Genomic DNA, 24,506 nt, shown 5'->3' with positions numbered 1-24,506 from the left:
ATTCGTACCGTGACCCAGCAAGCTACCCCCACCCGTCCGGCCCCGCGTAGCAGGCTGCGCCGGGTGCTGCCGCTGCTCATGACCGCCTGGCTGGTGCTGGAGATCTGGCTGCTGGTCCAGGTCGGCTCGTGGCTGGGCGGCTTCACCGTCCTGCTGCTGCTCATCGCGGGCGCCCTGATCGGCGGTTCGCTGATCAAGCGGGCCGGGCTGAAGGCGCTGTCGGCGGCGATCGAGCAGAGCAAGAGCCCGCAGTCCGAGCAGCCGCAGACCGGAACCAGCATGACGGTGCTGGCCGGCCTGCTGCTGATCGTCCCCGGCTTCCTGTCGGACCTGCTGGCCCTGACCCTGCTCTTCCCGCCCACCCGGGCGCTGTGGCGGGCGCTGGGGCGCCGGGCGGCGGACAAGGCGCTGCGCAGCACCTCCGGCGTCGGCGCGGACGCGTTCGCGGACGCGATGCGGCTCCAGGAGCAGATGCGCATCCACCGCCCGGACGGCAAGGTGATCCAGGGCGAGGTCGTGGACGAGGAGTCCGGCCCGCGCGGCCCGCAGGGCCCGGACACCACCTACCGCCCGCCGATCGCCGGCTGACCGGACCGGCCGCACCCGGGGGCGCCCGCCGCCCCCGGGCGTCCGGCTGCCCGGACGACCCGCGCGACGGTCCGGAGGTCCGGAGGACGGCCCCGGACGAGGGCGGACGGCCCCGGACAACGCGAAAGGGACCCTGGTTGCCAGGGTCCCTTTTCGCGTCCTCCCGCTCGTGGCGGGAGCGAGGTGTCAGGCGCTCTTACGGGTGTCCCGCGGGTGCACCGCGAGGTTCATCCCACCGGAGCGGAGCACGGCCAGCCGTTCGGCCAGCACCTCCTCCAGCTCCTCGCGCGTCCGGCGCTCCATCAGCATGTCCCAATGGGTGCGCGTCGGCTTGATCTTCTTCTCCTCCGGCTCGTCGCCGTCGAGAAGTGCCGCTTCCTGGCCGCAGAAGCGGCATTCCCAGGTCGCGGGGATCTCCGCCTCGACCGAGAAAGGAACCTCGAAACGGTGTCCGTTCTGACATGCGTACTCGACGGTCTGGCGGGGAGCCAGATCGATACCACGGTCGGTCTCGTAGCTAGTGGCCCCGAGTCGCGTGCCGCGGAGAGCTCGCTCGCTCATGAATCGTGCCTCCCGGGCTTATGGCCCACAGGACTAGTGGTCGCTGTTCTTCGTCGTTCGGTCAACGCTCGGCTTCCGACGAAGATTCCCGTCCCGGGACATGCGTCGTCTGTAGTGCCGCCCCTGTTTGTACCCACCTGCGCCCGATTTGTCACATCTGGCCGGTGATATCGCCCCAGGTGTCACCTATTTCACATCTGGTGATCGTGGGGACTTTCCGTGACGAGCGTACCGGGAGGGGATTCGGCGGTGGTCGCCGCCCCCGTCCGAGGAGCGGGGGGAACCGGCCCGGGAGGCGGGTCGGCCCGGCGGTCAGGAGATCGGCCGTGAACGGATCATCGGCTCGCCCTTGGCCAGGTCGACCGGGTGGCCCGGCGCGGCCGGCTCGGCTGCGGGGACCACGGGCGGGTGCTCCGGGCGGGGCGGCGCGGCGGCCGCCTCCGTCCGGCTGTCCCGGTGCGGCAGCAGGGCGATCACCGCGTCCCGCAGCGGCGCGGGGGCCTCGTCGTCCAGCGGGTCGACGGTGGCGGGCACCTGGAGCCGGACCGGGAGGCCGTTGCCGATCCGGGCGTAGCCGCGGCCGACCGGGGCGTGGGCGGCGGGTGCGATGTCCAGCGGCGCGCCGAGCGCGTCGCGCCCCTCGTCGGGGCCGACCGGGCCGAGCACCACGCGGGCCCGGGTGGTCGCGCGGACGCTGGGGGTGATCCGGTCCCGGGCGGCGAGGTCGTCGGCGACCACCACGGTGACCCGGGCCGCCCGGCCGTGCCGCAGCGGCAGCTCCAGCAGGTCCTGCGGATCGGGGCGGCCCTCGGCCTGGGCGAGCTCGCTCAGCTCGGTCGGGTGGTCCAGCAGCAGCCACAGCGGCCGGGTGACGTCCTCGGGCGGTGCGCCGCCGGCGTGCCGGGCGGCGTTGAGCGCGGCGAGCCGCCGCTCGGTCTCGCCGACGGCCCAGTCCAGGGCGGCCAGCGCGCCGTGCAGGCTGGTCTCGACGGTGTGCACGCCGGGCCGGTTCACCAGGCAGGCGTGCTCGCCGGTGCCCGCCCCGTCGACCACCACCAGGTCGCCGTACGGGAGGGCCTGGAGGGCGATCGAGCGCAGCAGGCTGGAGGTGCCGTAGCCGGTGGCGCCGAGCACCAGCAGGTGCGGCTCGGCGGAGCGCGGGCCGGTGCGCCAGACCACGGGCGGCTGCTGGACGGTCGTGCCGCCCCGGGTGACGGGGATGGTCCGGGCGGTGCCGTCCTCGTCGGTGAAGCCCAGCACGATCTCGCCGGGTGCGGCCACGAAGCGCTGGGCCGCCACGTCGGTGGGCAGCGGGGCGAGGGCGGTGACCCGCAGCCGGTTGGACTCCTCGTCCCAGTCGAAGCGGTATTCGCGGGCCCGGCCGGCCTTGCCCTGGACCACCTGCTCGATCCTGGCCCGGGCGGTCGGCTCGGTGTCGGTGAAGTACGCGGGGTAGGTCATCTCCAGCCGGGCGAGCCGGCCCTCGCCGTCGAACTCCCAGCCGCCGAAGGCGCTCTTGTAGCTGCCCTCGAAGTGGTACAGCGGATTGGCGTCCTCGGGGCCGCACAGGTACGGGGTGAGCGCCGAGTAGAGGGCGGCGAGCTTGACGTCGGCGACGTCCGGCGCGGGCGGGGCGGGCGCCGCCCGCGGGGTCCGGCCGGCCCAGGCGGCGCTGGCCATCAGGGCGATCAGCGCGAACAGCAGGCCGTGCGGCAGCAGGTAGACGCCGATCGCCATGGCGGCCGTCAGGAACAGCGTCGGTCCGCGGCGCTCCTTCGGGGTGTCCTGCCAGCGGGACCTGGCCCAGTCGGCGTGGTGGCGCAGGCCGCGGGCGATGACGGACAGCGGGGCGAACATGTCGGAGGCGTGGTCCCCGGCGGTCCGGGCGATCGCGCGGCCCTTGCTGAGGTGGCGGTGGAGCGGCATTCCTTGACTCCCCGGGCGGTGGGACGGGTGGGGTGGCGCAGGTGGGGAACGACGGGGCCCGGGGGCGGTGGGATCCGCGCCCGGGCCGGTACGGGGGAGAGTGGGGGCGGCTAGAACTTGATGCCGCTGAGCAGGCTGGCGAGGCTCGCGCCGCCCGCGGTGATGCTCGGTGCGATCGAGGAGCCGGCGATGTAGAAGCCGAAGAGGGCGCAGACGATGGCGTGGGAGACCTTTAGTCCGTCCCGGCGGAAGAAGAGAAAGGCGATGGTGCCGAACAGGACGATGCCGGAAATCGAGAGGATCACGTTCCGCTCCTCAGGAAGGGGGACAAGCAGGGGTGTTACGGAAAGTGCACCAATCGTGACAAAAAGTAATAGATGATGGAACGGCGCAAATGGGTGGTTCTGCCCGCCAATACCGCTCCGATGGCGGGGTGGCGGTATGCGGACCGGCCGGGATGCCGGCCGGGCCTCGCGGGGATTCGGTGTGCCGAGGCATTCCCGGACGGCGGGCGGGAAGTTTCCGGGGGGTCCGGGAAGTTCGCTCGAATGGCTGCGCAACGCGCGCGGCCGCGTGTCGTGGCGGGCGCGGGCCGTCATCCGGATTCCGGACGCCCGCTGGCCCGTTCCGGCACCGGCCGCTACCGTGCCCTGGGCGCAGCCCCAGACCGCCCGACGACCCGACCGGAAAGGCCGCCCGCCATGACCGACGCCGCCAGCCAGCAGCCCGCCGACGCCCCCGGCGCCGATGTCCCCGACGCCGACGTGATCGCGCTCGCCGGGAAGCTCTTCGACGCCGCCCGGGCCGGGGAGACCGACACCCTGTCCGGCTACCTGGCCGCGGGCGCCCCCGCCGACCTCACCAACGACCGCGGCGACACCCTGGTCATGCTCGCCGCGTACCACGGCCACGCCGCCACCGTCGCGGAGCTGCTCCGGCACGGCGCCGACCCGAACCGCGCCAACGACCGCGGCCAGACCCCGCTCGCCGGCGCCGTCTTCAAGGGCGCGACGGACGTGCTCGACGTCCTGCTGGCCGGCGGCGCGGACCCGCGGGCCGGCACCCCGAGCGCCGTGGACACCGCCCGGATGTTCGGCAAGGACGACCTGGTCGCCCGGTTCGAGGTCCGCTGAGCGTTGGCCGTACGCTCTTCCACCATGAGCACCAGCACCGCCCAGGCCACCGGCACCGTCGAGTTCCGCATCACCGGCTACGCGCACCCCGACGCCCAGGCCCTGTCGGCGGAGGTGCAGCAGGAGTACGTGCGCCGCTACGGCGACCCGGACGAGACCGTCATGCGCCCCGAGGACTTCGAGGCGCCGGCCGGCCTGTTCCTGATCGCCTACCTGGACGGCCGCCCCGTCGCCTGCGGCGGCTGGCGGGCCAAGCAGGCCGGCGAGGACGGACTGCGCGACGGCGACGCCGAGGTCAAGCGGATGTTCGTGGTCCCGGCGGCCCGCGGCCGCGGCCTGGCCCGCGCGGTGCTGGGCCGCCTGGAGCGGACCGCGGCGCAGGCCGGGCGGACCCGCTTCATCCTGGAGACCGGCACCGAGCAGCCCGAGGCCGTCGCGCTGTACGAGTCCGAGGGCTACGCCGCGATCCGCAAGTTCGGCATCTACAAGGACCACCCGCAGAGCATCTGCCTCGGCAAGGAGCTCGCTCCGGCGGTCTGAGCGGTGGCCGCGCCGGGTAGCCTCCCGTCGGCCCGAGAGGCCGGCGGACCCGAGGAGGGGGACGGATGAGCCGCGGAACGCCCGGAGCCGACCGGCTGCCCGGCCTGGCCGCGCCCGGCGGTGAGCTGGACCGGCTGGTCGGGGTCGGCGCGCGGACCGTCGGGGCGGGTGCCGTCTGGGCCGTCGGCGACGCCGGCGGCACCCTCGGCGGTGGCAGCCACGGCGTACTCGGGCAGGGACCGTACGCGCGGCTGCGGCCCGGGCCGGACACCCTGTACGACCTCGCCAGCCTCACCAAGGTCGTCGCGCTCTGGCCCTGCGCCGGGGTGCTGCGGGAGTCCGGGCGGCTCCCGCTGGACGAGCCGCTCGGCCGCTGGTGGGCGCCGTCCGCCGGGCACCCCGCAGGCGAGGTGACGGCTCGTCAACTTCTCGTCCACACCGCGGGAATGCTCCCGTACACCCGCTTCGAGCAGCTCTACGGGCGCGAGCCCTCGGCGATCCGGGCCGGGGTGATCGCCGCGCCGCTGCACCGGCCGCCGGGCACGGCCGTCGAGTACACCGACCGCGCCGCCGTGCTGCTCACCCACCTCGTCGAGGACCTCGGCGGCGCCCCGCTGGACGAGCTCGCCGCGCGCTGGGCCTGGAAGCCGCTCGGGATGGCCGACACCCGCTACGGCCCGCTCGGCGCCGCGCTGACCGCCCGTACCGCGCCCACCGAGTACGAGGAGGCGGCCGGCGCCCACCTGTGCGGCGTCGTCCACGACCCCTCGGCCCGGCTGCTCGGCGGGGTCTCCGGCAACGCCGGCGCCTTCTCCACCGCCCGGGACCTCGCCCGCTTCCTCACCGCGCTGCTCGCCCCGCCGCCCGGACTGCCCTGGGGCGGGGCGTGGATCGAGGAGTCGCTGCGCGAGCAGACCGGCGGCCTCGCCCCCGCCCGCGGCCTGTCCTGGCTGCACGCCCCCGGCACCGACCCGGCCGAGGGCACCTTCGTCCACTACGGCTTCACCGGCACCGGCTTCTGGGTGTCCCGGCGGCTCGGCCGCTGGGCCCTGCTGCTCACCAACAAGGTCCACTACGACCGGGGGATCCAGGAGCTCACCGACCTGCGCAACGCCTTCCGGCGGGCCGTGTTCGGTTAGGGAGCGTCCGGCGGCACTCATTCGGGTGGAATCGGCGCGAACCGCCGTTTGGCGGCCGGGGATCGCGGCAGATTTGTCCCCGAGGGCGGCGGTCGGCGGAGGAGGCGCGATGACGGACACCTGGGCACTCTCGGAGGACGAGTGGCTCGCCGGAATGGTGCGCGCCTACGTCGGGTGCAGCGTGCTGCTCACCGACGAGGCGGGCAAGGTCCTGCTGCTGAAGGCGAGTTACCGCGACCAGTGGCAGTTCCCCGGCGGCGGGATGGATCCGGGGGAGGGGCCCGCCGAGTGCGCGGCCCGCGAACTCCACGAGGAGACGGGGCTGTTGGCCGGGCCGCTGCGCCTGCTCGTGGTCGAGTGGCGCGACGCGATCCCCGACCAGGGCGAACACGCCCACCCCGCGGTGCAGTTCATGTTCGACGGCGGGACGGTCCCGGCCGGCGCGGTGGTCCGGGCCCAGGCCGAGGAGATCGCCGACCACGGCTACTTCACCCCGGCCCAGGCGGCCGTCCTGCTGCAGCCCGGTGCGGCGCGCCGGCTCACCGGGGCCCTGGAGGCCCGGCGGACGGGCGCCGCCGCCCTGCTGCACTCGGACGGGTACGTGGGGTGACGGCCGCTCAGAGGAGCGTGCTCCAGTAGTACCAGAACCGGTTGAGGATCAGCAGCGCGATCACCGCCGCCCACAGCACCGGCAGCGCCCAGTGGTAGCGGGCCGCCTCCCGGGCGGCAACCTCCAGCCGCGGGCCCACCGGGATCACGCCCGAGCGCAGGTTGTGCAGCGTGGTGTACCAGAACAGCACCACCACCGTGGCCCACACCACCATGCAGTACGGGCAGAGCGCGCCGATGTCGTACAGCGCCTGGTAGATCAGCCAGTGCGCGAACACCACGCCCACCGCGGTGCCCGCGTTCAGAGCAAGCCAGAACCAGCGCCGGTAGGCGGCACCGGCGAGCAGCCCCGCGCCGATCGCCGTCAGCGCGCCGAAGGCGGCCAGCCCGAGCAGCGGGTTGGGGAAGCCGAAGACCTCCGCCTGCTCGGTGCGCATCACCGAACCGCAGCTGATGATCGGGTTGATGTTGCAGTTGGGGACGTAGGAGGGGTTCTCCAGGAGGCGGAGCTTGTCGAAGGTCAGGACGGCCGAGGCGGCCAGCCCGACCAGCCCGCCGAGGAACAGCACGAGGGCGTAGGCGCGGCCGGAGCCGACCGGGGCCCGTCCGGCGTCGTCGGGGGCGGGGCGGGGCGGGTGCACGGTGGTAGCGGCGGTCATGGCAGCACACTCCGGTGACTGGCTGGGAGGAGCCGGCCCGGCCGGGAGTTCGGCCGGGCCGGGTGGTGCCGTACGTGCGGTGGTGCGGTGGTGCGGTGGGTGGTGCGGCGACAGGGCCTACTGGAGGCCGGCGGCCTGCTTCACCTGCGCGGTGAACTGGTCGGGCGAGACCACGGCGTTGCCGGCGAACAGGGTGATCTGCTTGCCGTCGACCTTGACGGTCGGGGTGCCGGTCACCCCGCTGTCGTTGAACGCGTCGGAGACCTTGGCCGCCCACGGGGCATAGGTCTTGTCGGTGACGGCCTTCACGAAGGCGTCCGTCTTCAGACCGGGCACCTGGCCGGCCAGGTCCAGGAGGTGGTTGACGTCGCCGAAGCCGTCCTCGCGCTCGTCCGGCTGGTTGGCGTACAGCACGTCGTGGAACGCCTTGAACTGGTCCACGCCCTCGTTCAGCGCGGCGCCGACGGCGGCCAGGGCGGTGCGCGAGCCCTTGCCGCCCAGGTTCTTGTCCAGGAAGGCCGCCAGGTGGAACTCCACCTTGATCTGGCCGTCCTCGGTGAGCTTCTTGACGGTCTCGCCGTTCGCCGCCTCGAAGTGCTTGCAGACCGGGCAGCGGAAGTCCTCGTAGATCGCCATGGTGTGCGGCGCGTCGGCCTTGCCGTACGTGATCACGGTGCCGTCCGGGCCGGAGGTGTTCGCCGGCACGACCAGCGCCGCCGCGGCGGACGACTTGTCGTTCTTGTCCGAGGCCGAGGAGATCGCGAAGGCGACACCGCCGACGAGGGCCAGGACGGCGACCGCGGAGACCGTCACGACGATCCGCTGGCGGCGCTTGGCGGCCTGCTGCTCGACGCGCTTCGCCTCCTGCATCCGCTCACGGGCGGTGATGCGCTTCTTGTTCTTGTCCTGCGACATGGGGGAGTCAACTCCTGTACGCGGCGCGCGGGTGCGCGCGGGTGGCCGCACACGGTGCGGCGGGGTCGGTGAACGCGGGAGTCGTGCGCACTGCCTGCGGGCGTACCGGGGCCGTCCGGCCGGGTACGGGCGTCGATCGGCCGGGACCGGTGGTCAGGTGGGACCGGAGGTCGACTCGGCTCGGCTCGGTGATCGGGTACGGCCGGTGGTCAGGCCGGACCGGTGATCAGCAGGCAGGCGCGAAGGCGGGCGGGCCGCGCCGGGGCGCCAGGCTCAGCACCACGTCCTCGCGGCGCGGCCGGGCACGGTCCGACACCGGCAGCGGCACCCGCAGCACCGGACGCACCGGAGCCGGGAGCAGCAGGACGATCAGGGCGCGCAGCGGAGCGGCCAGCGAGGCGCGCAGGGCGCGCAGTGCCCTCGCCAGGCCGGACAGGGCGGCATCGCCCATCCGCAGCCAGGCCGAGGCCGCCAGGGCGATCACCAGGTGCACCAGCAGGAGCAGCAGCTGGGTCGCGGCGGGGGCCAGCTGCCCGGCGTGGCCCAGCGGGCCGGCCAGCAGCGAACCGTCCACCGAACCGCCGCCGCACACCAGCAGGTTCACCCCGCGGGCGGGCACCTGGCCGGTCAGCACCGGCGAACAGCCGGCCTGACCCAGGTTGAAGGTCGTGTTGAGCAGCAGCTCGACCGGCACCATCACGCCGGAGATGTGCAGCAGCCGCCGCTCCCCGCCGGCCAGCACGGCCGCGACCAGGAAGACGACGGCGCCGGCCGAGGCCACCAGCGACAGCGGCAGCGGGCGGCCCGTGATGACCACCTGGCCCAACGCGGCCATGGGCACGGCGAGTGCGGTGAACACCGCGGCCCGCAGGGCCCTGGTCGTGTGGGAGGAGGTCGTCACGCTCCGGAGTATGTCATGGCGTTCGGGTCCGGGACGAGGGCCCGTAGGTCCCTGTTCCGGCTGACGCGCGCTCAGTAGCCTGCGAGGTCGCTCGCCGGCGTGTCCGTCGGGGCTGCGGGGCGGGTCGTCCGCCCGGTCGACAGCGGCCGTCCGCGGATTAGCCTGGAAGGCGTTCCCGCTGACCACGGACCGCTGACCACGGACCACTGGCCGCTGACCGCCGACCCGACGAGGGGGCGAGCGCACATGGCGAAACCCGAGACCACGGTGGGACAGGTGCTGCTGGCCCGCATCGAGGCCCAGGCGGTGGTGCTGGCCGGCCTGGACGACGCCGTCCGGGCCGACGAACCGGACGCCGTGCACCGGATGCGGGTGGCCTGCCGGCGACTGCGCAGCGCCCTGCGGACCTTCCGGCGGCTGTTCGCCCCCGGCGCCACCGACGAGCTGGTCGCCGAGCTGCGCTGGCTCGCCGCCGCCCTCGGCGGGGCCCGCGACCGCGAGGTGCTGGCCGCCCGACTGGCCGCCGAGGCCCGCGGGCTGCCCGCCGAGTGCGAGCCCCAGCGGGTCGCCGCCGCGCTGGAGCGGTGGGGCGCGGCCGAGTACCGGAAGGTCTGGCCCGAGGTGGTGGCCGCTCTCGACAGCCCGCGCCGCCGGGCCCTCGGCGAGGCCCTCACCGCCCTCCTCGCCGACCCGCCGCTGCGGCGCCGGGCCGCGCGCGACGCCCTGCCCGAGCTCTCCCGCATCGCCGCCCGCGAACAGCGCCGCACCGCCGAGCGCGTCCGCGCCGCCCTCGCCGCCGCCCCCGGGGAGCGGGCCCCCGCCCTCCACGCGGCCCGCAAGGCGGCCAAGCGCGCCCGATACGCCGGCGAGACCGCCGCCCCGGCGGTCGGCGCCCGGGCCGAGCGCTACACCGAGCGGATGAAGGCCGTCCAGGACGTGCTGGGGGAGCACCAGGACGCGGTGGTCGCGGCGGCCACCCTGGCCGCCCAGGCGGCGAGCGGCGTGGAGCCCTTCGGCTACGGGGTCCTGTACGGGCGCCGGCTGGCCACCGAGGAGGCTGCCCGTCTGCGGCTGCCGGAGGTCTGGCGGCGGGCCGGCAAGCGGAAGCTGGCCCGGTTCGGGTGAGGGGCACCGGCCGGTGCCCCGGCGCGGCCGGCTTCCCGGGGGGGTCGGCGCCTGGAAGGGCGCGCTGGGGGTCGGCCGGCCACTGCCGCGCCGAGGCGGAGGAACTCGCCACCGAGCTGCGTGCCACCGAGCTGCGAGCCACCGGGACCGGGCCGGTGGCGGTCGCCGCAGGACTGCCCCTCGCCGTCGGGGCCGAGATGGTGGCGGCCGGTGTTCGTGTCGCGTGGGCCGGCGTGGTCGCGGCCGTATGCCGGTAGCCCGGGGCCGGTGTTGTCGTCGGGTTCCGCGCGGGTCTCCGGGGCTGGGCGGGGGCGCGTCACGCCCCCGCCCGGGCCGGGTTCGGTCGGGCTGGCGGGTGACCGGGCCCGTGCGTCGCGGGCGGGGGCCGCCGAGGGGGTGGCGGGTCTGCGGTTCGGCCGGCTCCGTCGGGTTCCCTACCGGGGTGCGAGCCCTGCGGAGCGGGCGGCTTCGCGGAGCAGGTCGTGGAGCATCGTGGGGGTCAGTCGGCCGGTGTTCGTGTTGCGCGGGCTGACGTGGTAGCAGCCGTACATCCGCAGTTCCGGGCCGCCGTCGTGGGCGGGGAAGCGGGCCAGGGCGGCGTGGCCGAACGCGGGGCGGGGGCGGGGGACGAGCCAGCCGGCGTCCGCGATCACCGGCAGCATCGCCTGCCAGGCGAAGCCGCCGAGGGCGACGACGGTGCGCACGGTGGGGCGCATCAGCTCCAGCTCCCGGGTGATCCACGGCCGGCAGGTGTCGCGTTCCGCGGTGCTGGGCTTGTTGTCCGGCGGGGCGCAGCGGACCGGGTCGGTGATCCGGACGCCGAAGAGTTCCAGGCCGTCGCCGTGGCGGACGGACTCGGGGCGGTTGGCGAGCCCGAGGTCGTAGAGGGCGGCGTAGAGGAGGTCGCCGGAGGGGTCGCCGGTGAAGATCCGGCCGGTGCGGTTGGCGCCGTGGGCGGCGGGGGCGAGGCCGACCAGGACGAGTGGGGCGTCGGGCGGGCCGAAGCCCGGGATGGGGCGGGCCCAGTAGTCCCAGTCCTGGTAGGCGCGGCGTTTGGTCCGGGCGGTCTCCTCGCGCCACGCCACCAGGCGCGGGCAGGCCCGGCAGCCGGTGACGACGCGGTCCAGCGGGGTGAGTCCGTCGGCCCGGGCGGCCGCCGCGGCGGGGTGGCGGGGGTCGGCGGGGTCACCGGCGGGGGACGGGGGCACGGCCAGGGGCGGCATGGTCGAGATCCTAGAGCCGCCGGGGCCGGGGTGCGTCGGGGCCGGAACATGTTCGAACCGGCGCGGGCCGGGCAGGCGTAGCGTGGAATCAGTTGCTCCGGCGGTCCCCGGCCGGTCCGGGTCGGCGGCGGCCGGACGCGCCGGTGTGCGCGCAGGCCGCGAGGAGGCCGCGATGATCGTCGATGCGGTGCTGGGTGCCCTGGCCGGGCTCGCCGGGTTGGGGGCGCTCTGGGCGGGCATGAGCATCAGGGTCGTGCAGCAGTTCCAGAAGGGCGTGGTGTTCCGCTTCGGGAAGGTGCGCGACGAGGTGCGCGACCCCGGGCTGGTGGCGCTGCTGCCGGTCGCGGACCGGTTGCGCCGGGTGAACGTGCAGATCGTGACGATGCCGATCCCGGCGCAGGAGGGCATCACCCGGGACAACGTGACCGTGCGGGTGGACGCGGTGGTCTACTTCCGGGTGGTGGACCCGGTGAAGGCCACCGTCAACGTGCAGGACTACAACTTCGCGATCTCCCAGGTCGCGCAGACCTCGCTGCGCTCGATCATCGGCAAGAGCGAGCTGGACGACCTGCTGGCGAACCGCGAACCGATCAACCAGGGGCTGGAGTTGATGATCGACAGCCCGGCGCTGGGCTGGGGCATCGAGATCGACCGGGTGGAGATCAAGGACGTCGCGCTGCCGGAGTCGATGAAGCGCTCGATCGCCCGGCAGGCGGAGGCCGAGCGTGAGCGGCGGGCCCGGATCATCACGGCGGACGGCGAGTACCAGGCCTCGGAGCGGTTGTCGGAGGCCGCGGCGGTGATGAGCGCGACCCCGGCGGCGCTGCAACTGCGGCTGTTGCAGACCGTGGTGGAGGTGGCGGCGGAGAAGAACTCGACGCTGGTGCTGCCCTTCCCGGTGGAGCTGCTGCGCTTCCTGGACAGCGCGACGGAGGTCCAGCAGCGGAGCCTGCTGACGGCCGCGGCGGCCGCGGCCGGGGCGAAGGTCGTGGAGGAGGCGGTGGAGAGCGGCGAGGTCCCGGAGGAGGAGCTCGGACCTCCCGAGCCGGCCAACCACGAACTCCCGCCTCTGGAGGAGGTGTTGGACCGCTCTCCGCTGGGCGGCGGGGAGCAGCCGGACGGCCGGGTCGAGCCGGGCGGCGGTGCGGACCAGGATGGCCGTACGGACGGGGGCGACGGCGGCTGACGGCCCCGGTGGCGTCGGCCACCGGCCCGGACCACGATGGACGAGGGGACAGGGAAGCCAGGTCAGGAGGCGGACCATGACCAGAGCCAGCGACATCATGCACCCGGGCGCGGAGTGCGTCCGTGAGGACGAGACGCTCGCGGCCGCCGCCCGGATCATGCGGGAGCGCCACGTGGGCGCGCTGCCCATCTGCGGGCCGAACGACAAGCTGCTGGGCATCGTGACCGACCGCGACATCGTGCTGCGCTGCGTCGCCGAGGGGCGCGACCCGGCGTCGGTGACGGCGGGCGAGCTGGCGCAGGGGCGGCCGATGACGGTGGAGGCGGACGAGGACTGCGAGCAGGTGCTGCGGGTGATGGAGCAGTACCAGGTGCGCCGGCTGCCGGTGATCAACCACCCGGAGCACAAGCTGGTCGGCATGATCAGCGAGGCGGACATCGCGCGCGGCCTGCCGCAGGCGCGGCTCGCCGAGTTCGTCTCGGCGGTCTGTGCGGAGCGGGCGCCGGCGGGGGCCGCCCAGGGCTGACGCCGCACCGGGGGCGTGCGGGCCACGGACCCCGCCGCACGGTTGGGCGGGGCCTCGGTCGTGCGGCGGGGTCGGGCCGCCGTGCGGGCCTGACCGCCGTGCCGCTCGGGCTGCCGGCGCGGCGCGGCCGTGCGCCGCGGGCGAGGGCCCGGCCCGGGCGGCGGCGCGGTCACCCCAGGGCGTAGACGGTGGTGGCGTGGGCGGCGGGCTCCTCGGCGCCCACGGGGGTGAGGGTGACGTCGAGGAAGGCGATCCGGCGGCCGAGTTTGGTGATCTGGGCGTGCGCCAGGACGTCCTGGGTGAGAACGGCGCGCTGGAAGGTGGTGGACTGCTGGACGGTGGTCATCGGGCCGAAGCCGTCGCGGGCCGCGGAGAGGGCGATCACGCAGGCCGTGTCGGCGGCGGCCATCAGCGCCTGGCCGGACAGTCCGCCGCCCTCGCGGGCGAGCCGGTCGGACCAGGGCAGCCGCAGGACGGCGTGGCGTTCGCCGGTTTCGACGGTCGACAGCCCCAGGTCCTGCACCCAGGGGGCGAAGTGGTCGGCCAGCAGCCTGTCGGCCTCGGCGGTGGTGAGGGTCATCGCGCCATTGTGCCGGGGGTGCCGACGCGCTGTCAGGAGGGCGGAGCGGCCAGGGTGTCGAGGTGGCGGCGCAGCACCGCGCGCAGTTCGTCCGGGCCGATCAGGTCGGGTTGCTGGACGGCCTGGAGGGTGAGGCCGTCCAGCAGGGCGGAGAGCCGGCGGGTCTCGAGGTCGAGGTCGAGGCCGGGGGCCGTGCCGCCGGTGCGCTCGGACTCGATGAGGACGCGCCGGACCAACTCGTCGAGCCCGGCCTGTAGTTCGGCGGCGCGGGGGCGCAGTTCGGGCCGGGTGCGGGCGGCGGTGACGAAGGAGAGCCAGAGCGCGGACTCCTCGCGGCGCCCGGCGTCCAGCGGGAGGGTCTCGGCGAGCAGTCGGACGGTCCGTTCGCGTCGGCCGGTCCGTTCGTGCGGGTCGGTGCCGCGGGCCGGGTCGAGCAGGGCGGCGGCGTGGATCCGGATGCGGGCCTCGATCCGTTGGGCCAGCTCGCGCATCGCGAAGATCATCAGTTCGGAGCTGCCGGCGAAGTAGTGCCGCACCGAGCCGACGGCCAGGCCGGCCTCCTCGGCGACGTTGCGCAGGGAGGCGTGTTCGAGCCCCTCGCGGGCCGCGACGCGCAGGACGGCGTCGGCGACGGCCTGGCGGCGCTCGGCGGGGTCGACGATCTTCGGCATGTTGCCGTTATAGCACGGTCGAGCTAAATTGCCGATTTAGCACAGTCGGGCTACAAAAGGGGTCGGGGATGAACGGTTGGGTGCACGCGGGGCTGATCGCCGCCGTGGTCGTGGTGGTGGCGATCCGGAGGCTGCGCGGCGAGCCGCTCAACGTCCGGGACCTCTTCGGGCCGGCGGTGGTGCTCACCGCCATCGGCGCGTGGACGCTCGTCGAGCGGCACGACCTCGGTGCGGCCGACCACGGCTGGATCGCGGCGGGTGTCGCGCTCGGCGTCGCGCTGGGCGCGGTGCGCGGCGCCACCGTCCGGGTCTACGAACGGGAGGGGGTGCTGTGGCAGCGCTACAGCGGGTGGACCTTCCTGGTCGCGGCGGTGTCGCTCGCCGTGATGGCCGGGTTCGCCGTGCTCGCCGAGCACTTCGGCCTCGCGCCGGGCGCCCGGCCGATCCAGCTGTCGATGGGCGTGGGCTTCCTGGGGGAGGCGCTGGCGGTGGGCCTCCGGGGGCTCTCCTCCGGGATCCCGTTCGCGCCGGAGCGGCGGGACGCGAACCCCGTGGACCGATTCCGTCGGTAACTCCGGTTGTCGCTGGCCCGTCCGACAACTAAGGTTGTCGTCATGACCACTGTGGAGATCACCCATGAGGAACAGGCCGAGCTGGCCAAGGCCCTTCTCGATGCCCTTGGTCCCCTCGCCGCCGCCGTGCGCGCCCGCGCGACCGGCCTGCCCGTGGACCGGATGTGGAACGCCGAGCCGGTCGAGGTCGCCCTCTCCGTGCTGTCCGCCTGGAAGTTGGTGGACGCCGAGGTCAAGCGGCTCACCGAGGGCGCGGCCGCCACCGCGGGCTCCTACGGTGCCAGCTACGAGCAGCTCGGTGCCGCCTGGGGCATCACCCGGCAGGGCGCCCGGAAGAAGTGGCCGGAGGCGGTCGGCCGTCCGGTGGCGCGGCCCGGATCGCTCCGACTGTGCGGCGGAACGGCCGAGTTGACCGAGGATACGGCGGCCGGCGGCTGGCGCTGGACGGCCATCGGCGCCGACGGCGCGCCCGGCGAGGCGGCCGCCGGCCACCCGACCAGGGAGGAGGCCGCGGCGCACGCCGGGGCCTTCCTCGCGGCGCACGCCTGAACCGCGCACCGGCTTTCGGGAGAAGCCTTCGGGAAGGGCTTCCGGAACGGGCTTTCAGGACTCGCCCGGGAGCTCCCGGGCGATCAGCTCTGCCAGGTGCAGGGCCTGTCGCCCGTCGGCGAGTTGGGCGATCTGGGTGCGGCAGCTGAAGCCGTCCGCCAGGACGACCGTCCCCGGCCCGGCGGCCCGGACCTCGGGCAGCAGGACCCGCTCCGCGATCGCCTCGGACACCTCGAAGTGGCCGCGCTCGAAGCCGAAGTTCCCCGCCAGGCCGCAGCAACCGGCGTCCAGGACCCGGTTGTTCAGGCCGAGCCGAGCCTCCACTCGGCGGTCGGCGGCGCTGCCGAGTACCGCGTGCTGATGGCAGTGGGTCTGGGTGAGGGCGTCCAGCCGGACCGGGGGGAGCGGGGCGTCGGGAGCGTACTCGTCGAGGAACTCGGCGAAGGTGCGGGTGCGTTCGGCGAGCGGGCGGCCCGGTGCGCCGAGCAGCCGGGGCAGGTCCTCGCGCAGGGTCGCCGTGCAGCTGGGGTCCAGGCCGACCACGGGGGTGCCGGCCGGGACCCGGGCGTCCGCCAGCGCGCGCAGGCTGCGCCGCAACACCCGCCGGGCGGTGCCGAGTTGGCCGGTGGAGTACCAGGTGAGGCCGCAGCAGACCGGGCCCGAGGGCAGCCGGACGTCGAAGCCCAGGTGCTCCAGCACCGCGACGGCCGAGCGCGGCACGTTCGGCTGGAGGTGGTCGGAGAAGGTGTCCGGCCACAGCAGCACCGGCCGGGCGCCCGCCGGGGACGGGTGCGCGGCGCGGTGCCGCCGGTGCCAGGCGGTGAAGGTCTCCGGCGGGAAGACCGGCAGCACCCGGCGCCGGTCGATCCCGCCGAGCCGCTTGAGCGGCCCGCCGGCCCGGGAGCGGACGAGCGCGTTGGCGGCCCCCGGCGCGAGCGCGACGGCCCGCAGCCAGAGCGGCAGCCAGCCCATCGAGTAGTGCGCGAGTGGGCGCGGCCGGTGCCGGTAGTGCTGGTACAGGAACTCGGACTTGTAGGTCGCCATGTCGACGTGGACCGGGCAGTCGCTCGCGCAGCCCTTGCAGCTCAGGCAGAGGTCCAGCGCCTCCCGCACCTCCGGCGAGCGCCAGCCGTCCGGGACGGCGTCCCCGCGCAGCATCTCGGCGAGCAGCCGGGCCCGCCCCCGGGTGGAGTGCCGCTCCTCGCCGGTGGCCAGGTAGCTCGGGCACATCACCCCGCTGCCCGGCGCCACGCACTTGGCGACGCCCACGCAGCGGTGCACCGCCTTGACCAGGCTGCCGCCGTCCTGCTCGTACGGGAGGGCCAGCGGCAGTGGGCGGCGCGGGGCGGTGACGAAGCGCAGGTCGGCGTCGAGCGGGCGGGGATCGACCAGGGCGCCCGGGTTGAGCACCTTCTCCGGGTCCCAGATCCGCTTGAACTCGCCGAACAGGTCGATCACTTCGGGCGGGTACATGCGCGGCAGCAGCTCCGCGCGGGCCTGTCCGTCGCCGTGCTCGCCGGAGAGCGAACCGCCGTACGAGACCGCCAGATCGGCCGCCTGCTCCAGGAACTCCCGGAAGACCAGCACTCCTTGGGGCTCGTCCAGCGGGAAGTCGATCCGCAGGTGCACGCAGCCGTCGCCGAAGTGCCCGTACGGGACGCCGTGCAGGCTGTGCCGGCGCAGCAGGGCGCGCAGGTCCCGGAGGTAGTCGCCGAGCCGTTCGGGCGGGACGGCGGAGTCCTCCCAGCCGGGCCAGGCCTCGCCGCCTCCGGGCAGCCGGGTGACGATCCCGGCGCCGGCCTCCCGGACGGCCCACAGCTGGCGCTGCTCGACCGGGTCGGTGACCAGGGCGACGGTGGCCGAGCGTTCCCGGCGCACCGCGTCGGCGAGCCGGCGGGCGGCCTGGTAGGCGGCCACCGGGGTGTCGCCTCCGGTCTCCAGGAACAGCCAGCACTCGCCGGCGGGCAGCCGGTCCAGCGCGGGCGGGCGGGGCCCGGCGGCGAGCAGCGCGGCGATCAGGTCGGCCGCCATGCCCTCGGCGGTCAGCGGGCCGTACGGCAGCAGCGCCGGGACGGCGTCGGCGGCGGCGCCCTCGTCGGGGTAGCCGGCCACCACCAGGGCCCGGGCGGGCGGGTCCTCGACCAGCCGGACGGTGGCGCCGAGCAGCAGTGCGCAGGTGCCCTCGGTGCCGGTGAGCGCCCGGGCCAGGTCGTGGCCCTGCTCGGGCAGCAGCGCGTCCAGCGGGTAGCCGGAGGTGCGGCGGGGCAGTCGGGGCATGCCCTTCCGGATGACGGCGAGGTTGCGGTCGGTGAACTCCTGCAGCGCGGTGTGGAGTGCGCCGACCCGACCGGGCCGCGCGGCGAGCGCGGCGCGCTCCTGCGGGGTGAGACGCCCGCCGACGGTCAGCTCGGTGCCGTCTGCGAGCAGCAGCTCCAGCCGCTCGACGTTGTCGGCGGTGCGCCCCCAGGCGAGCGAGTGCGAGCCGCAGGAGTCGTTGCCGATCATCCCGCCGAGGGTGCACCGGCTGTGGGTGGACGGGTCGGGGCCGAAGCGCAGCCCGTACGGCCTGGCGGCGCGCTGGAGGTCGTCCAGCACGGTGCCGGGCTGGACGCGCGCGGTGCGGGCCTGCGGATCGATCTCCAGCACCGAGCCCAGGTGGCGGCGGAAGTCCAGCACCACCGCGCCCGGGCCGATCGCCTGCCCGCCGATGCTCGTTCCGGCGCCGCGCGCCACCACCGGCACCCGGTGGGCGCGGCAGAGCGCCAGGGCGGTGCGGACGTCGTCGAGGTCGGCGGGCTTGACCACGCCGAGCGGCAACTGCCGGTAGTTGGAGGCGTCCTGGCTGTAGACGGTGCGCTCGGCCGCGCCGAAGCGGACCTCGCCGCGCAGCACGGCGGCCAGCTCACGGGCCAACTCGGCCCCGGGGACGGCGGACGGACGGCTCACCAGGGACCTCCCGGGCGGGTGCGGCGACGGCTCCGCCGATGATCGCAGCCGCGCGGCGCCACGGGAACCGGGCGCGGCGCCCGCCTCACCCGGGTGGGCGCTCCTCCGGCTGCTTCCGCTACCTCCGCCCGGTGAGGGTGCCGCGCGCGATGTGGGACAGCTTGGCGACCTCGAAGGCCGGGTAGGCGCCGCCCGCCAGCAGCGAGAACTTGATCCCCTCGCGGCCGCCCGGCCGGCGGTGCCCGGGCGGCTGGAAGCGGCGGTGGTGCTCGGCGGCGCGGTGGAAGAACTGCGGCCGCTCGGCGCGGGTGACGCAGCCGGCCAGGTCGAAGACGAACAGGTAGTGCCGGATCATCCGGACGAACAGCGCGTCGCGCACCGCGTACAGGTGCGGCTGGTCCTCCAGCAGGGCGAAGCTGCGCTCGTACTGCTCGAACAGGTCGAAGACGCCGCTGCCCGGGCCGCCCGCCGGGTGGACGGTCTCCCGGCGGCGCAACCGGACGCACTCGCGCGCCAGCACGGCGGCCTTCCGGGCGCCGAGCAGCGCCGCGTGCGCCACCGGGACCTCCTCGTAGCGGCCGGGTGGGAAGGCCAGGCCGAGCTCGGCCCAGTGCCCGCGGCGGACCAGCCGGTCCCAGATCAGCGGCGGCGCGCCGAACAGCGCGGGCCGGTCGAAGGGCGCGAACGGCTCGGGGCCGGCCTCGGCGAGCAGCGCCTCGGCCCCGCCCGGCCAGTCCCGGTCCTGGTGCCGGCGGGAGTGGCCGAACAGCAGCACGTCTACGGGGCCGGTCTGCCGGAGCCGGTCGGTGAGCGCGTGGAGCGCGTCCCGGGGCAGCAGGTGGTCGGCGTCCAGGAACAGCAGGTACTCGCCGACGGCCCGCGCCGCCCCCGCGTTCCGGCTCGCCCCGACCCCGACCGCCGCGTTCAGGTGCAGCACCGACACCCGCGGGTGCCGGGCCGCGTACGCGTCGGCGAGCCCGCCCGCGGTCTCGGGGGAGCGGTCGGCGACCACGATCACCTCGATGTCGGCCAGGGACTGCGCGAGCAGCGAGTCCAGGCAGTCGGCGAGCTGTCCGTGCTGGTCGTACGCGGGGAGCACGACGCTGATCAGGGGTGAGGGCATGACGCCGGAGCGTAAGAGGGCCTGCGAACCGTGGCAAAGCCCTGACGGTCCGTAATTCAGAGCAATCAGTGGCAAATCGTACGAGTGCGCGCCATATCTTCACGCGGCCTTCCGGACGTGTCCACGCCCGCTCCGACCTGCGGCGATGCGGTGACCGGCGATCGGCCCGGCCAGGGCGAGAAGGTGCCGGCGTCGAGAGTCCCGGACTTCAGGACGTCGAGGACCCGCTCGCTGACGACGAGCCGCGCCCGGTCGGTGAGCCCGAGGTCGGCCACGCCGGGCTCCCCGTCGACGAGCAGCCACACGAGGTCCGGGACCTCGCCTCCGGGATTCAGCTCGTGGAAGTCCTCGGAGGCCGAGACGGTCGCCTCGCCCGTGCGGAATCCCGTGAACCCCTCCGCCGCGAACCGGCGCGCGACGCCGCGCAGGACGAGGTGGCAGGGGAAGGTCTGGACGATGGAGTCGCCCAGCCAGTCGATGACCTCGTAGTGGAGTCGCGAGACCTTCGGAGGATGGGTGGTGGAGTCCATGACGGTCTCCGGTCCGAGTCCTCCGGCGACCTCGGGATCCACCAGGTAGTGCGTACCCACAAGGGCTCCGTTCGCCGTGTTCGGGAAAGGAGCCATTGTCCCGGTTCGCCGGATCAGTACCAGTGGTGGGTCTGCCAGAACGACCAGGCGGCGCAGGGGCTGCCGTAGCGGGTGTTCATGTAGTTCAGGCCCCACTTGATCTGGGTGGCCGGGTTGGTGCGCCAGTCGGCGCCGGCGGAGGCCATCTTGGAGCCGGGCAGGGCCTGGACCAGGCCGTAGGCACCGGAGGAGGCGTTGACCGCGAGCGGGTTCCAGCTGCTCTCGCGGAACACGATGTTGCTGAAGCACTGGAGCTGGCCGGCCGGGACGATCTGCGCGGCGATCTGCTGCGGGGTGCCGGAGTAGGCGGCCGGGGCGCTGTTGAGGTTCTGGCGCTCCTGGGAGCGGGAGGCGGCGGCCTCGGCGTCGGCCTTGGCCTTGGCGTCCGCCTCGGCCTGGGCCTGGGCCTGGGCCTGGGCCTGGGCCTGGGCCTGGGCCTGGCTCTGGGCGGCGGCGTCCGCGTCGGCCTTCGCCTGGGCGTCCTGGGCGGCCTGGTCGGCGGCGGCGGTGTCGGCCTGGACCTGGTCGGCGACCGGCACGCTGTCCACCGCGACGGCGGCCGCGGGGGCGGCCTCGGTGCTGTTCCCGGCCTGCGGGAGGGCGAGGGCGGCGGTGGCGGCGCTCGCGACCACGAGGGTGGCGACTCCGGTGATCAGGGAGTTGCGGCGGGCATGGCTGAGCTGCATGGGGCGGACGATCCTTCTCCGTCGGGGGCCGTGCCGGTGGCACCGGGGGGCGGGGCATCGCGGGGCTCCGGGTGAGCGGGGCCCGTGCGGCCGCCCTGGACGGCCGTGGCGCCCCGGCGGAAGCGGCGGGGCGGGCGGGCTGCGCGGCGGCAGGGGGTGGTCGGCTGCGCTGCCTGGCGACGGGCCATTCTTGGCAGGGCCGGGGACGGCTGGCAAAGGCGTTCGCTACTACGCCGGATCGTGGCTGCGGGGTGGTCGTGGCCGGACATGGCGAGGTCTTTGTGGCGGTTTGTCCGGATTGGCCGCCCAGGGGTCGAGGGCGGCGCGCGACGCCCGATCGACAGGGCGTGAGCCGTGGTGGCCTGTGTTCTTCAGGCGGGGCGCGGCGGCGCGCGGTCCGGCCGGGGCGCCCCGGCGGCCGCGGGCCGGGGGTTTGCCGGTGGCCGTCCACTATCGGGGATCGTGGACGGCGCTCCCCCTGTGGGCGGGCTCACACGTGTGCGGGGGCGAGGTCGGCGCAGCGTGACCGCTCGGTGACGGCCTCAGCTCGCGTACGGGTTGCCCGGGACGGGCCGGGCGGGGGTGCCGGAGAAGGCCGAGAGGTCGGGGACGGCGGAGTGGCCGGCGGCCGGGCCGTGCTCGTGCTCCCCCTCCTCCGGCTCCTCCGGCTCCTCCGGCTCCTCCGGTGCGGTCGGGACGAGGTTGCGGGCCAGCAGGGTGGCGCCGGCGACGGCCCCCGGCATGGCGAGCACGGTGACCAGCGGCACCAGGAAGGCCAGCACCAGCGGCGTGCCGAAGCCGAGCGCCAGCCCGAGCCGGGCGCGCAGCAGCCGGATCCGCTCCGGCTGGGGCACCCGGCGCCGCTGCAAGGCGACGGCCGTCAGCTCGACGGTCAGGAAGAAGCCGGACACCAGGAAGCCGAGCGCCGGGACCACCGTCTGCCCGACCACCGGGATGAACCCGCAGGCGAACAGCACCACGCCGAACGCGGCCACCCGCACCAGGACGGCCACGCTGTCGCGCACCGCGATCAGCAACTCCCGCCAGAGCGCGGTGTCCGGCGGGGCGGGCGCGCCGCCCTCGGTCTCGTCGACCTCGGCGCAGAGCGCCTCGTAGAAGGGCTGGCCGACCAGCAGGGTGACAGCGGTGAAGGTGAGCAGGGAGAGCAGCAGGCCGCCGCCGAAGACGACGGCCGCGAGCGTGTCGCGCAGCAGGCCCCGCCACGGGGAGGACCAGTGGTCGGCGAACGGGGTGGCCCAGTCCGCGAGGTCCAGCGACCAGGCGCCGAGGAAGGCGAGCGCGACGACGTAGCCGACGAGGGCGAGCAGGGCCGGCAACATCCCGAAGCCCCACCAGCGGCCGTGTCGGCCCACCCACTTCTGGCCCTCGACCAGGTACTTCATCCCCGCCACAAGATCTCGCATGGGCGATCACCTTAGGGCCTTCACTCCCGGAACCGGGCATTGCCGTGTTCCTGCCAGTTTCGACCGGCAAGGGCGACCCCCTCCTGCGGTGCCGCTCGCCGGGCCACTCTCGGTCTTCCCCACCTGCAAGGAGGAGTCCGATGATGCGTCAACTCGGCAGGCTGATGAGCCTGTTGGCCGGTCTGGTGCTCGGCGCCGGCATGCTCGTACTGCCCGCCGCCGCCTCGCCCGCGCCGTCGCCGAGCGTGGTCGGCGGCACGCGGGCGGCGCAGGGCGAGTTCCCGTTCGTGGTGCGGCTCTCGATGGGCTGCGGCGGCGCGCTCTACACCTCGCAGATCGTGCTCACCGCCGCCCACTGCGTCGACGGCACCGGCGCCGACAGCAGCATCACCGTCACCGCGGGAGCGGTCGACCTGCGCAGCGGCACCGCGATCACGGCCCGTTCCTCGTACGTCTACCAGTCGCCGTCCTTCACCGGCGCCGAGAACGGCAACGACTGGGCGCTGATCAAGCTGGCCTCGCCGATCAGCGGCAGCACGGTCGGCACCCTGCCGATCGCCACCTCCACCGTGTACGACAGCGGCACCTTCACCATCATGGGCTGGGGTGCCGCGAGCGAGGGCGGCGCCCAGCAGCGGTACCTGCTCAAGGCCACCGTGCCGTTCGTCGACGACGCCACCTGCGCCGCCGCCTACCCGGGCCTGAACAAGGCCGGCTCGCTCTGCGCGGGCTACGTCTCCCAGGGCGGCGTCGACACCTGCCAGGGCGACTCGGGCGGCCCGATGGTCCGCCGGGACTCGGCGGGCCGCTGGGTCCAGGTCGGCATCGTCAGCTGGGGCAACGGCTGCGCCCGCGCGGGCTACCCGGGCGTCTACTCGCAGGTGAGCACGTACGCCTCGGCCATCGCCTCGGCGGCGGCCGGCCTCTGAGCCGAGCCGCAGGGGCCGCCGGTCCGGCCGGACCGGTCTGGCGGGGCCGGTCACCACTCCCGCAGGTGGTGGCCGGCCCCGCCGCCGCGTCCGCCCGGACGCCACCCCGTCGCGCGTCCGCCCGGACGCCGCCGTGCCGTGAGTCCGCCCGGCGGGCGCGGCGAGGTCCGGCCGGGGAGCCCGGGCGTTCACCGGTGCAGCCACTCCCCGGCCCGCCGCTGCTCGCGGGCGATGCGGCCGGTGGTGTTCGGCGGCAGCCGGGAGAGCACGGCGACCGCGGCGTCGGGGCGGCCGGCGAGGGCGTGGGCGCCGGCGAGGCGGGCGGTGACCAGGGCGTGGTCCCGCGGGTGGGCGGCCCGGTCGAGGAGCCGCAGGGCCGTCTCCAGCCGGTCCGCCGCGGCGCGGGCGTGGGCGGTGCGGCCGGTGCGGAGCGAGAGGTCCCGGTGACAGGTGCCGTGGGCGACGGCCAGGACCAGTTCGGCGCGCGCCGTCCAGGGCGTCGGCTCGCCGGAGAGCAGGGCGGCGCCGGTCAGCCGCCGGGCGTCCGCCAGGGTCCGGCGGGCCTGCGGGGCCTGTCCGGCGAGCGCGTGGGCGTGGGCCTGGACGACGGCGGCCCAGGCCCACAGCCCCGGTCGGGGAGGGGCGACGGTCCGGGCGGTCTGCGCCAGGGCGAGTGCGGTGGCCGGGTCGCCGAGCCACCAGTACAGGGTGCTCTGGCGGACGAGCAGGGCGGCCGTGGTGGCCCGGTCGTCGCTCGCGCGGGCCCATTCCAGTCCGGTGGCGTACCAGCTGAGCGCGCGGGCCGGGCGGTCGCCCTCGAAGTGGGCCCAGCCGGCGAGTTCGGCGTACTGGGCGGCGAGCGAGCGGGCGGCGGGCGAGCAGGCGGTGGGCGAGCGGTCGGTGGGCGGGAGTCCGGCGGCGGGGTCCGGGTGGGGCTCGGGGTGCCGTCCGCCGAGCAGGGTGTGGGCGTGGTGTTCCAGGACGGCGGCCAGCTCCTCGCCGCCGATCCGGCCCGCGGCGGCGCGGTAGACGGCGAGCAGGTGGGTGAGCACCTCGACGGTGGCGGCGTCCGGCGGGTCGGTGCGGACGGTGAGCGGGGGCCGGGCGGCGGCGCGTTCGCCGAGGTGTTCGCGCTCCCGCCGGACGGTCTGCCAGAGCTCGTCCAGTTCGCCGTCGGCGAGCAGGAGCTCGTCGGCCCGGGCGGGCATTCCCGGCGGTGGCCAGCGGCGGGCGTTCTCGACCCGGCTGATCAGCGAGTCGTGGTAGCCGAGCCGGGCGACCCGGGCCACCGCGTCCGGTACCTGCCGGAAGCTCGGGAAGTCGTTGACGTCCACCACCACCGGTCCGTCCGGCCCCAGCAGCACGT

At 75.2% G+C, this 24,506-nt stretch carries 26 protein-coding genes; 11 read left to right on the top strand and 15 right to left on the bottom strand.

All coding sequences use genetic code 11. The features are described 5' to 3' along the window. The first annotated feature begins 9 nt into the window (after positions 1-9). The gene (gene fxsA / locus ACWD4P_RS24325) at positions 10-588 is read left to right on the top strand and encodes an FxsA family membrane protein (RefSeq protein WP_449781034.1); all 579 of its coding nucleotides are present in this window, start codon (positions 10-12) and stop codon (positions 586-588) included. 186 nt (positions 589-774) lie between these two features. On the opposite strand, the gene ACWD4P_RS24320 is transcribed toward fxsA, so the two are convergent. From ACWD4P_RS24320 to ACWD4P_RS24310, 3 genes are all read right to left on the bottom strand, one after another. Beyond that, positions 775-1,149 carry an RNA polymerase-binding protein RbpA gene (locus ACWD4P_RS24320; protein ID WP_049655293.1) on the bottom strand — a complete coding sequence of 125 codons (375 nt, stop codon included), beginning with the start codon at positions 1,147-1,149 and terminating at the stop codon, positions 775-777. A 312-nt stretch (positions 1,150-1,461) separates the two neighbouring features. Next, complete coding sequence (locus tag ACWD4P_RS24315) at positions 1,462-3,075, bottom strand: nSTAND1 domain-containing NTPase (protein ID WP_359827364.1); 1,614 nt, start codon at positions 3,073-3,075, stop codon at positions 1,462-1,464. Between the two features lie 110 nt (positions 3,076-3,185). Further along, on the bottom strand, positions 3,186-3,380 hold the full coding sequence (locus tag ACWD4P_RS24310; RefSeq protein WP_359827363.1) for a hypothetical protein: 195 nt from the start codon (positions 3,378-3,380) through the stop codon (positions 3,186-3,188). 396 nt (positions 3,381-3,776) lie between these two features. Between ACWD4P_RS24310 and ACWD4P_RS24305 the strand changes: the two genes are divergently transcribed. From ACWD4P_RS24305 to ACWD4P_RS24290, 4 genes are all read left to right on the top strand, one after another. Beyond that, positions 3,777-4,208, top strand: a complete 432-nt coding sequence (locus ACWD4P_RS24305) for an ankyrin repeat domain-containing protein (protein WP_359827362.1) — start codon at positions 3,777-3,779, stop codon at positions 4,206-4,208. Positions 4,209-4,232: 24 nt separating this feature from the next. Continuing rightward, a complete protein-coding gene (locus ACWD4P_RS24300; RefSeq protein WP_359827361.1) occupies positions 4,233-4,748 on the top strand; it encodes a GNAT family N-acetyltransferase in 516 nt (171 codons plus the stop codon). A 65-nt stretch (positions 4,749-4,813) separates the two neighbouring features. Then, entirely contained in the window at positions 4,814-5,887 is a 1,074-nt protein-coding gene (locus ACWD4P_RS24295) for a serine hydrolase domain-containing protein (protein WP_449781033.1), read from the top strand. Positions 5,888-5,996: 109 nt separating this feature from the next. Further along, positions 5,997-6,497 carry an NUDIX hydrolase gene (locus ACWD4P_RS24290; protein ID WP_359827358.1) on the top strand — a complete coding sequence of 167 codons (501 nt, stop codon included), beginning with the start codon at positions 5,997-5,999 and terminating at the stop codon, positions 6,495-6,497. A gap of 7 nt (positions 6,498-6,504) precedes the next feature. On the opposite strand, the gene ACWD4P_RS24285 is transcribed toward ACWD4P_RS24290, so the two are convergent. The 3 genes from ACWD4P_RS24285 to ACWD4P_RS24275 all read right to left on the bottom strand — a co-directional run bounded on the left by ACWD4P_RS24285 (position 6,505) and on the right by ACWD4P_RS24275 (position 8,971). Next, positions 6,505-7,155, bottom strand: a complete 651-nt coding sequence (locus ACWD4P_RS24285; protein ID WP_449781032.1) for a vitamin K epoxide reductase family protein — start codon at positions 7,153-7,155, stop codon at positions 6,505-6,507. A 117-nt stretch (positions 7,156-7,272) separates the two neighbouring features. Further along, positions 7,273-8,070 (bottom strand): thioredoxin domain-containing protein, encoded by a 798-nt coding sequence (locus ACWD4P_RS24280; RefSeq protein WP_449781031.1) that lies wholly within the window; start codon positions 8,068-8,070, stop codon positions 7,273-7,275. Positions 8,071-8,296: 226 nt separating this feature from the next. Then, positions 8,297-8,971, bottom strand: a complete 675-nt coding sequence (locus ACWD4P_RS24275; RefSeq protein ID WP_449781030.1) for a hypothetical protein — start codon at positions 8,969-8,971, stop codon at positions 8,297-8,299. Positions 8,972-9,217: 246 nt separating this feature from the next. On the opposite strand from ACWD4P_RS24275, the gene ACWD4P_RS24270 reads away from it, so the two are divergent. Then, positions 9,218-10,096: a CHAD domain-containing protein gene (locus ACWD4P_RS24270; RefSeq protein WP_449781029.1), complete on the top strand. Its 879-nt coding sequence runs from the start codon at positions 9,218-9,220 to the stop codon at positions 10,094-10,096. A 434-nt stretch (positions 10,097-10,530) separates the two neighbouring features. On the opposite strand, the gene ACWD4P_RS24265 is transcribed toward ACWD4P_RS24270, so the two are convergent. Further along, positions 10,531-11,319 (bottom strand): uracil-DNA glycosylase, encoded by a 789-nt coding sequence (locus ACWD4P_RS24265; RefSeq protein ID WP_449781028.1) that lies wholly within the window; start codon positions 11,317-11,319, stop codon positions 10,531-10,533. 172 nt (positions 11,320-11,491) lie between these two features. Here ACWD4P_RS24265 and ACWD4P_RS24260 point away from each other — a divergent pair, with 172 nt between their 5' ends. Both ACWD4P_RS24260 and ACWD4P_RS24255 read left to right on the top strand, forming a co-directional pair. Beyond that, complete coding sequence (locus ACWD4P_RS24260) at positions 11,492-12,505, top strand: slipin family protein (RefSeq protein WP_449781027.1); 1,014 nt, start codon at positions 11,492-11,494, stop codon at positions 12,503-12,505. 76 nt (positions 12,506-12,581) lie between these two features. Next, a complete protein-coding gene (locus ACWD4P_RS24255; protein ID WP_449781026.1) occupies positions 12,582-13,031 on the top strand; it encodes a CBS domain-containing protein in 450 nt (149 codons plus the stop codon). Positions 13,032-13,200: 169 nt separating this feature from the next. On the opposite strand, the gene ACWD4P_RS24250 is transcribed toward ACWD4P_RS24255, so the two are convergent. Next, positions 13,201-13,611 (bottom strand): PaaI family thioesterase, encoded by a 411-nt coding sequence (locus ACWD4P_RS24250; protein WP_449781025.1) that lies wholly within the window; start codon positions 13,609-13,611, stop codon positions 13,201-13,203. A 32-nt stretch (positions 13,612-13,643) separates the two neighbouring features. Beyond that, positions 13,644-14,282 carry a TetR/AcrR family transcriptional regulator gene (locus ACWD4P_RS24245; RefSeq protein ID WP_449781024.1) on the bottom strand — a complete coding sequence of 213 codons (639 nt, stop codon included), beginning with the start codon at positions 14,280-14,282 and terminating at the stop codon, positions 13,644-13,646. Between the two features lie 68 nt (positions 14,283-14,350). On the opposite strand from ACWD4P_RS24245, the gene ACWD4P_RS24240 reads away from it, so the two are divergent. Then, entirely contained in the window at positions 14,351-14,854 is a 504-nt protein-coding gene (locus ACWD4P_RS24240; RefSeq protein WP_449781023.1) for a DUF1453 domain-containing protein, read from the top strand. 42 nt (positions 14,855-14,896) lie between these two features. Next, positions 14,897-15,403 (top strand): hypothetical protein, encoded by a 507-nt coding sequence (locus tag ACWD4P_RS24235; protein ID WP_449781022.1) that lies wholly within the window; start codon positions 14,897-14,899, stop codon positions 15,401-15,403. Between the two features lie 54 nt (positions 15,404-15,457). Here the strand turns inward: ACWD4P_RS24235 and ACWD4P_RS24230 are convergent, their stop codons facing one another. From ACWD4P_RS24230 to ACWD4P_RS24210, 5 genes are all read right to left on the bottom strand, one after another. Further along, entirely contained in the window at positions 15,458-18,349 is a 2,892-nt protein-coding gene (locus tag ACWD4P_RS24230; RefSeq protein WP_449781021.1) for an FAD-binding and (Fe-S)-binding domain-containing protein, read from the bottom strand. A gap of 118 nt (positions 18,350-18,467) precedes the next feature. Next, positions 18,468-19,472 carry a glycosyltransferase family 2 protein gene (locus ACWD4P_RS24225; RefSeq protein ID WP_449781020.1) on the bottom strand — a complete coding sequence of 335 codons (1,005 nt, stop codon included), beginning with the start codon at positions 19,470-19,472 and terminating at the stop codon, positions 18,468-18,470. 65 nt (positions 19,473-19,537) lie between these two features. Further along, a complete protein-coding gene (locus tag ACWD4P_RS24220; protein WP_449781019.1) occupies positions 19,538-20,002 on the bottom strand; it encodes a hypothetical protein in 465 nt (154 codons plus the stop codon). A 113-nt stretch (positions 20,003-20,115) separates the two neighbouring features. Beyond that, positions 20,116-20,787: an aggregation-promoting factor C-terminal-like domain-containing protein gene (locus tag ACWD4P_RS24215; protein WP_449781018.1), complete on the bottom strand. Its 672-nt coding sequence runs from the start codon at positions 20,785-20,787 to the stop codon at positions 20,116-20,118. Positions 20,788-21,329: 542 nt separating this feature from the next. After that, on the bottom strand, positions 21,330-22,211 hold the full coding sequence (locus ACWD4P_RS24210) for an EI24 domain-containing protein (protein WP_449781017.1): 882 nt from the start codon (positions 22,209-22,211) through the stop codon (positions 21,330-21,332). A gap of 143 nt (positions 22,212-22,354) precedes the next feature. On the opposite strand from ACWD4P_RS24210, the gene ACWD4P_RS24205 reads away from it, so the two are divergent. Beyond that, the gene (locus tag ACWD4P_RS24205) at positions 22,355-23,140 is read left to right on the top strand and encodes a S1 family peptidase (protein WP_449781044.1); all 786 of its coding nucleotides are present in this window, start codon (positions 22,355-22,357) and stop codon (positions 23,138-23,140) included. A 188-nt stretch (positions 23,141-23,328) separates the two neighbouring features. Here the strand turns inward: ACWD4P_RS24205 and ACWD4P_RS24200 are convergent. Beyond that, a partial coding sequence (locus ACWD4P_RS24200; protein WP_449781016.1) for a hypothetical protein occupies positions 23,329-24,506 on the bottom strand: 1,178 nt, incomplete at its 5' end.

It is taken from the genome of Kitasatospora sp. NPDC002543 (assembly GCF_053594915.1).
The sequence above is the reverse complement of the archived record's forward strand: the minus strand, read 5'-3'. Positions and strand labels throughout refer to the sequence as shown.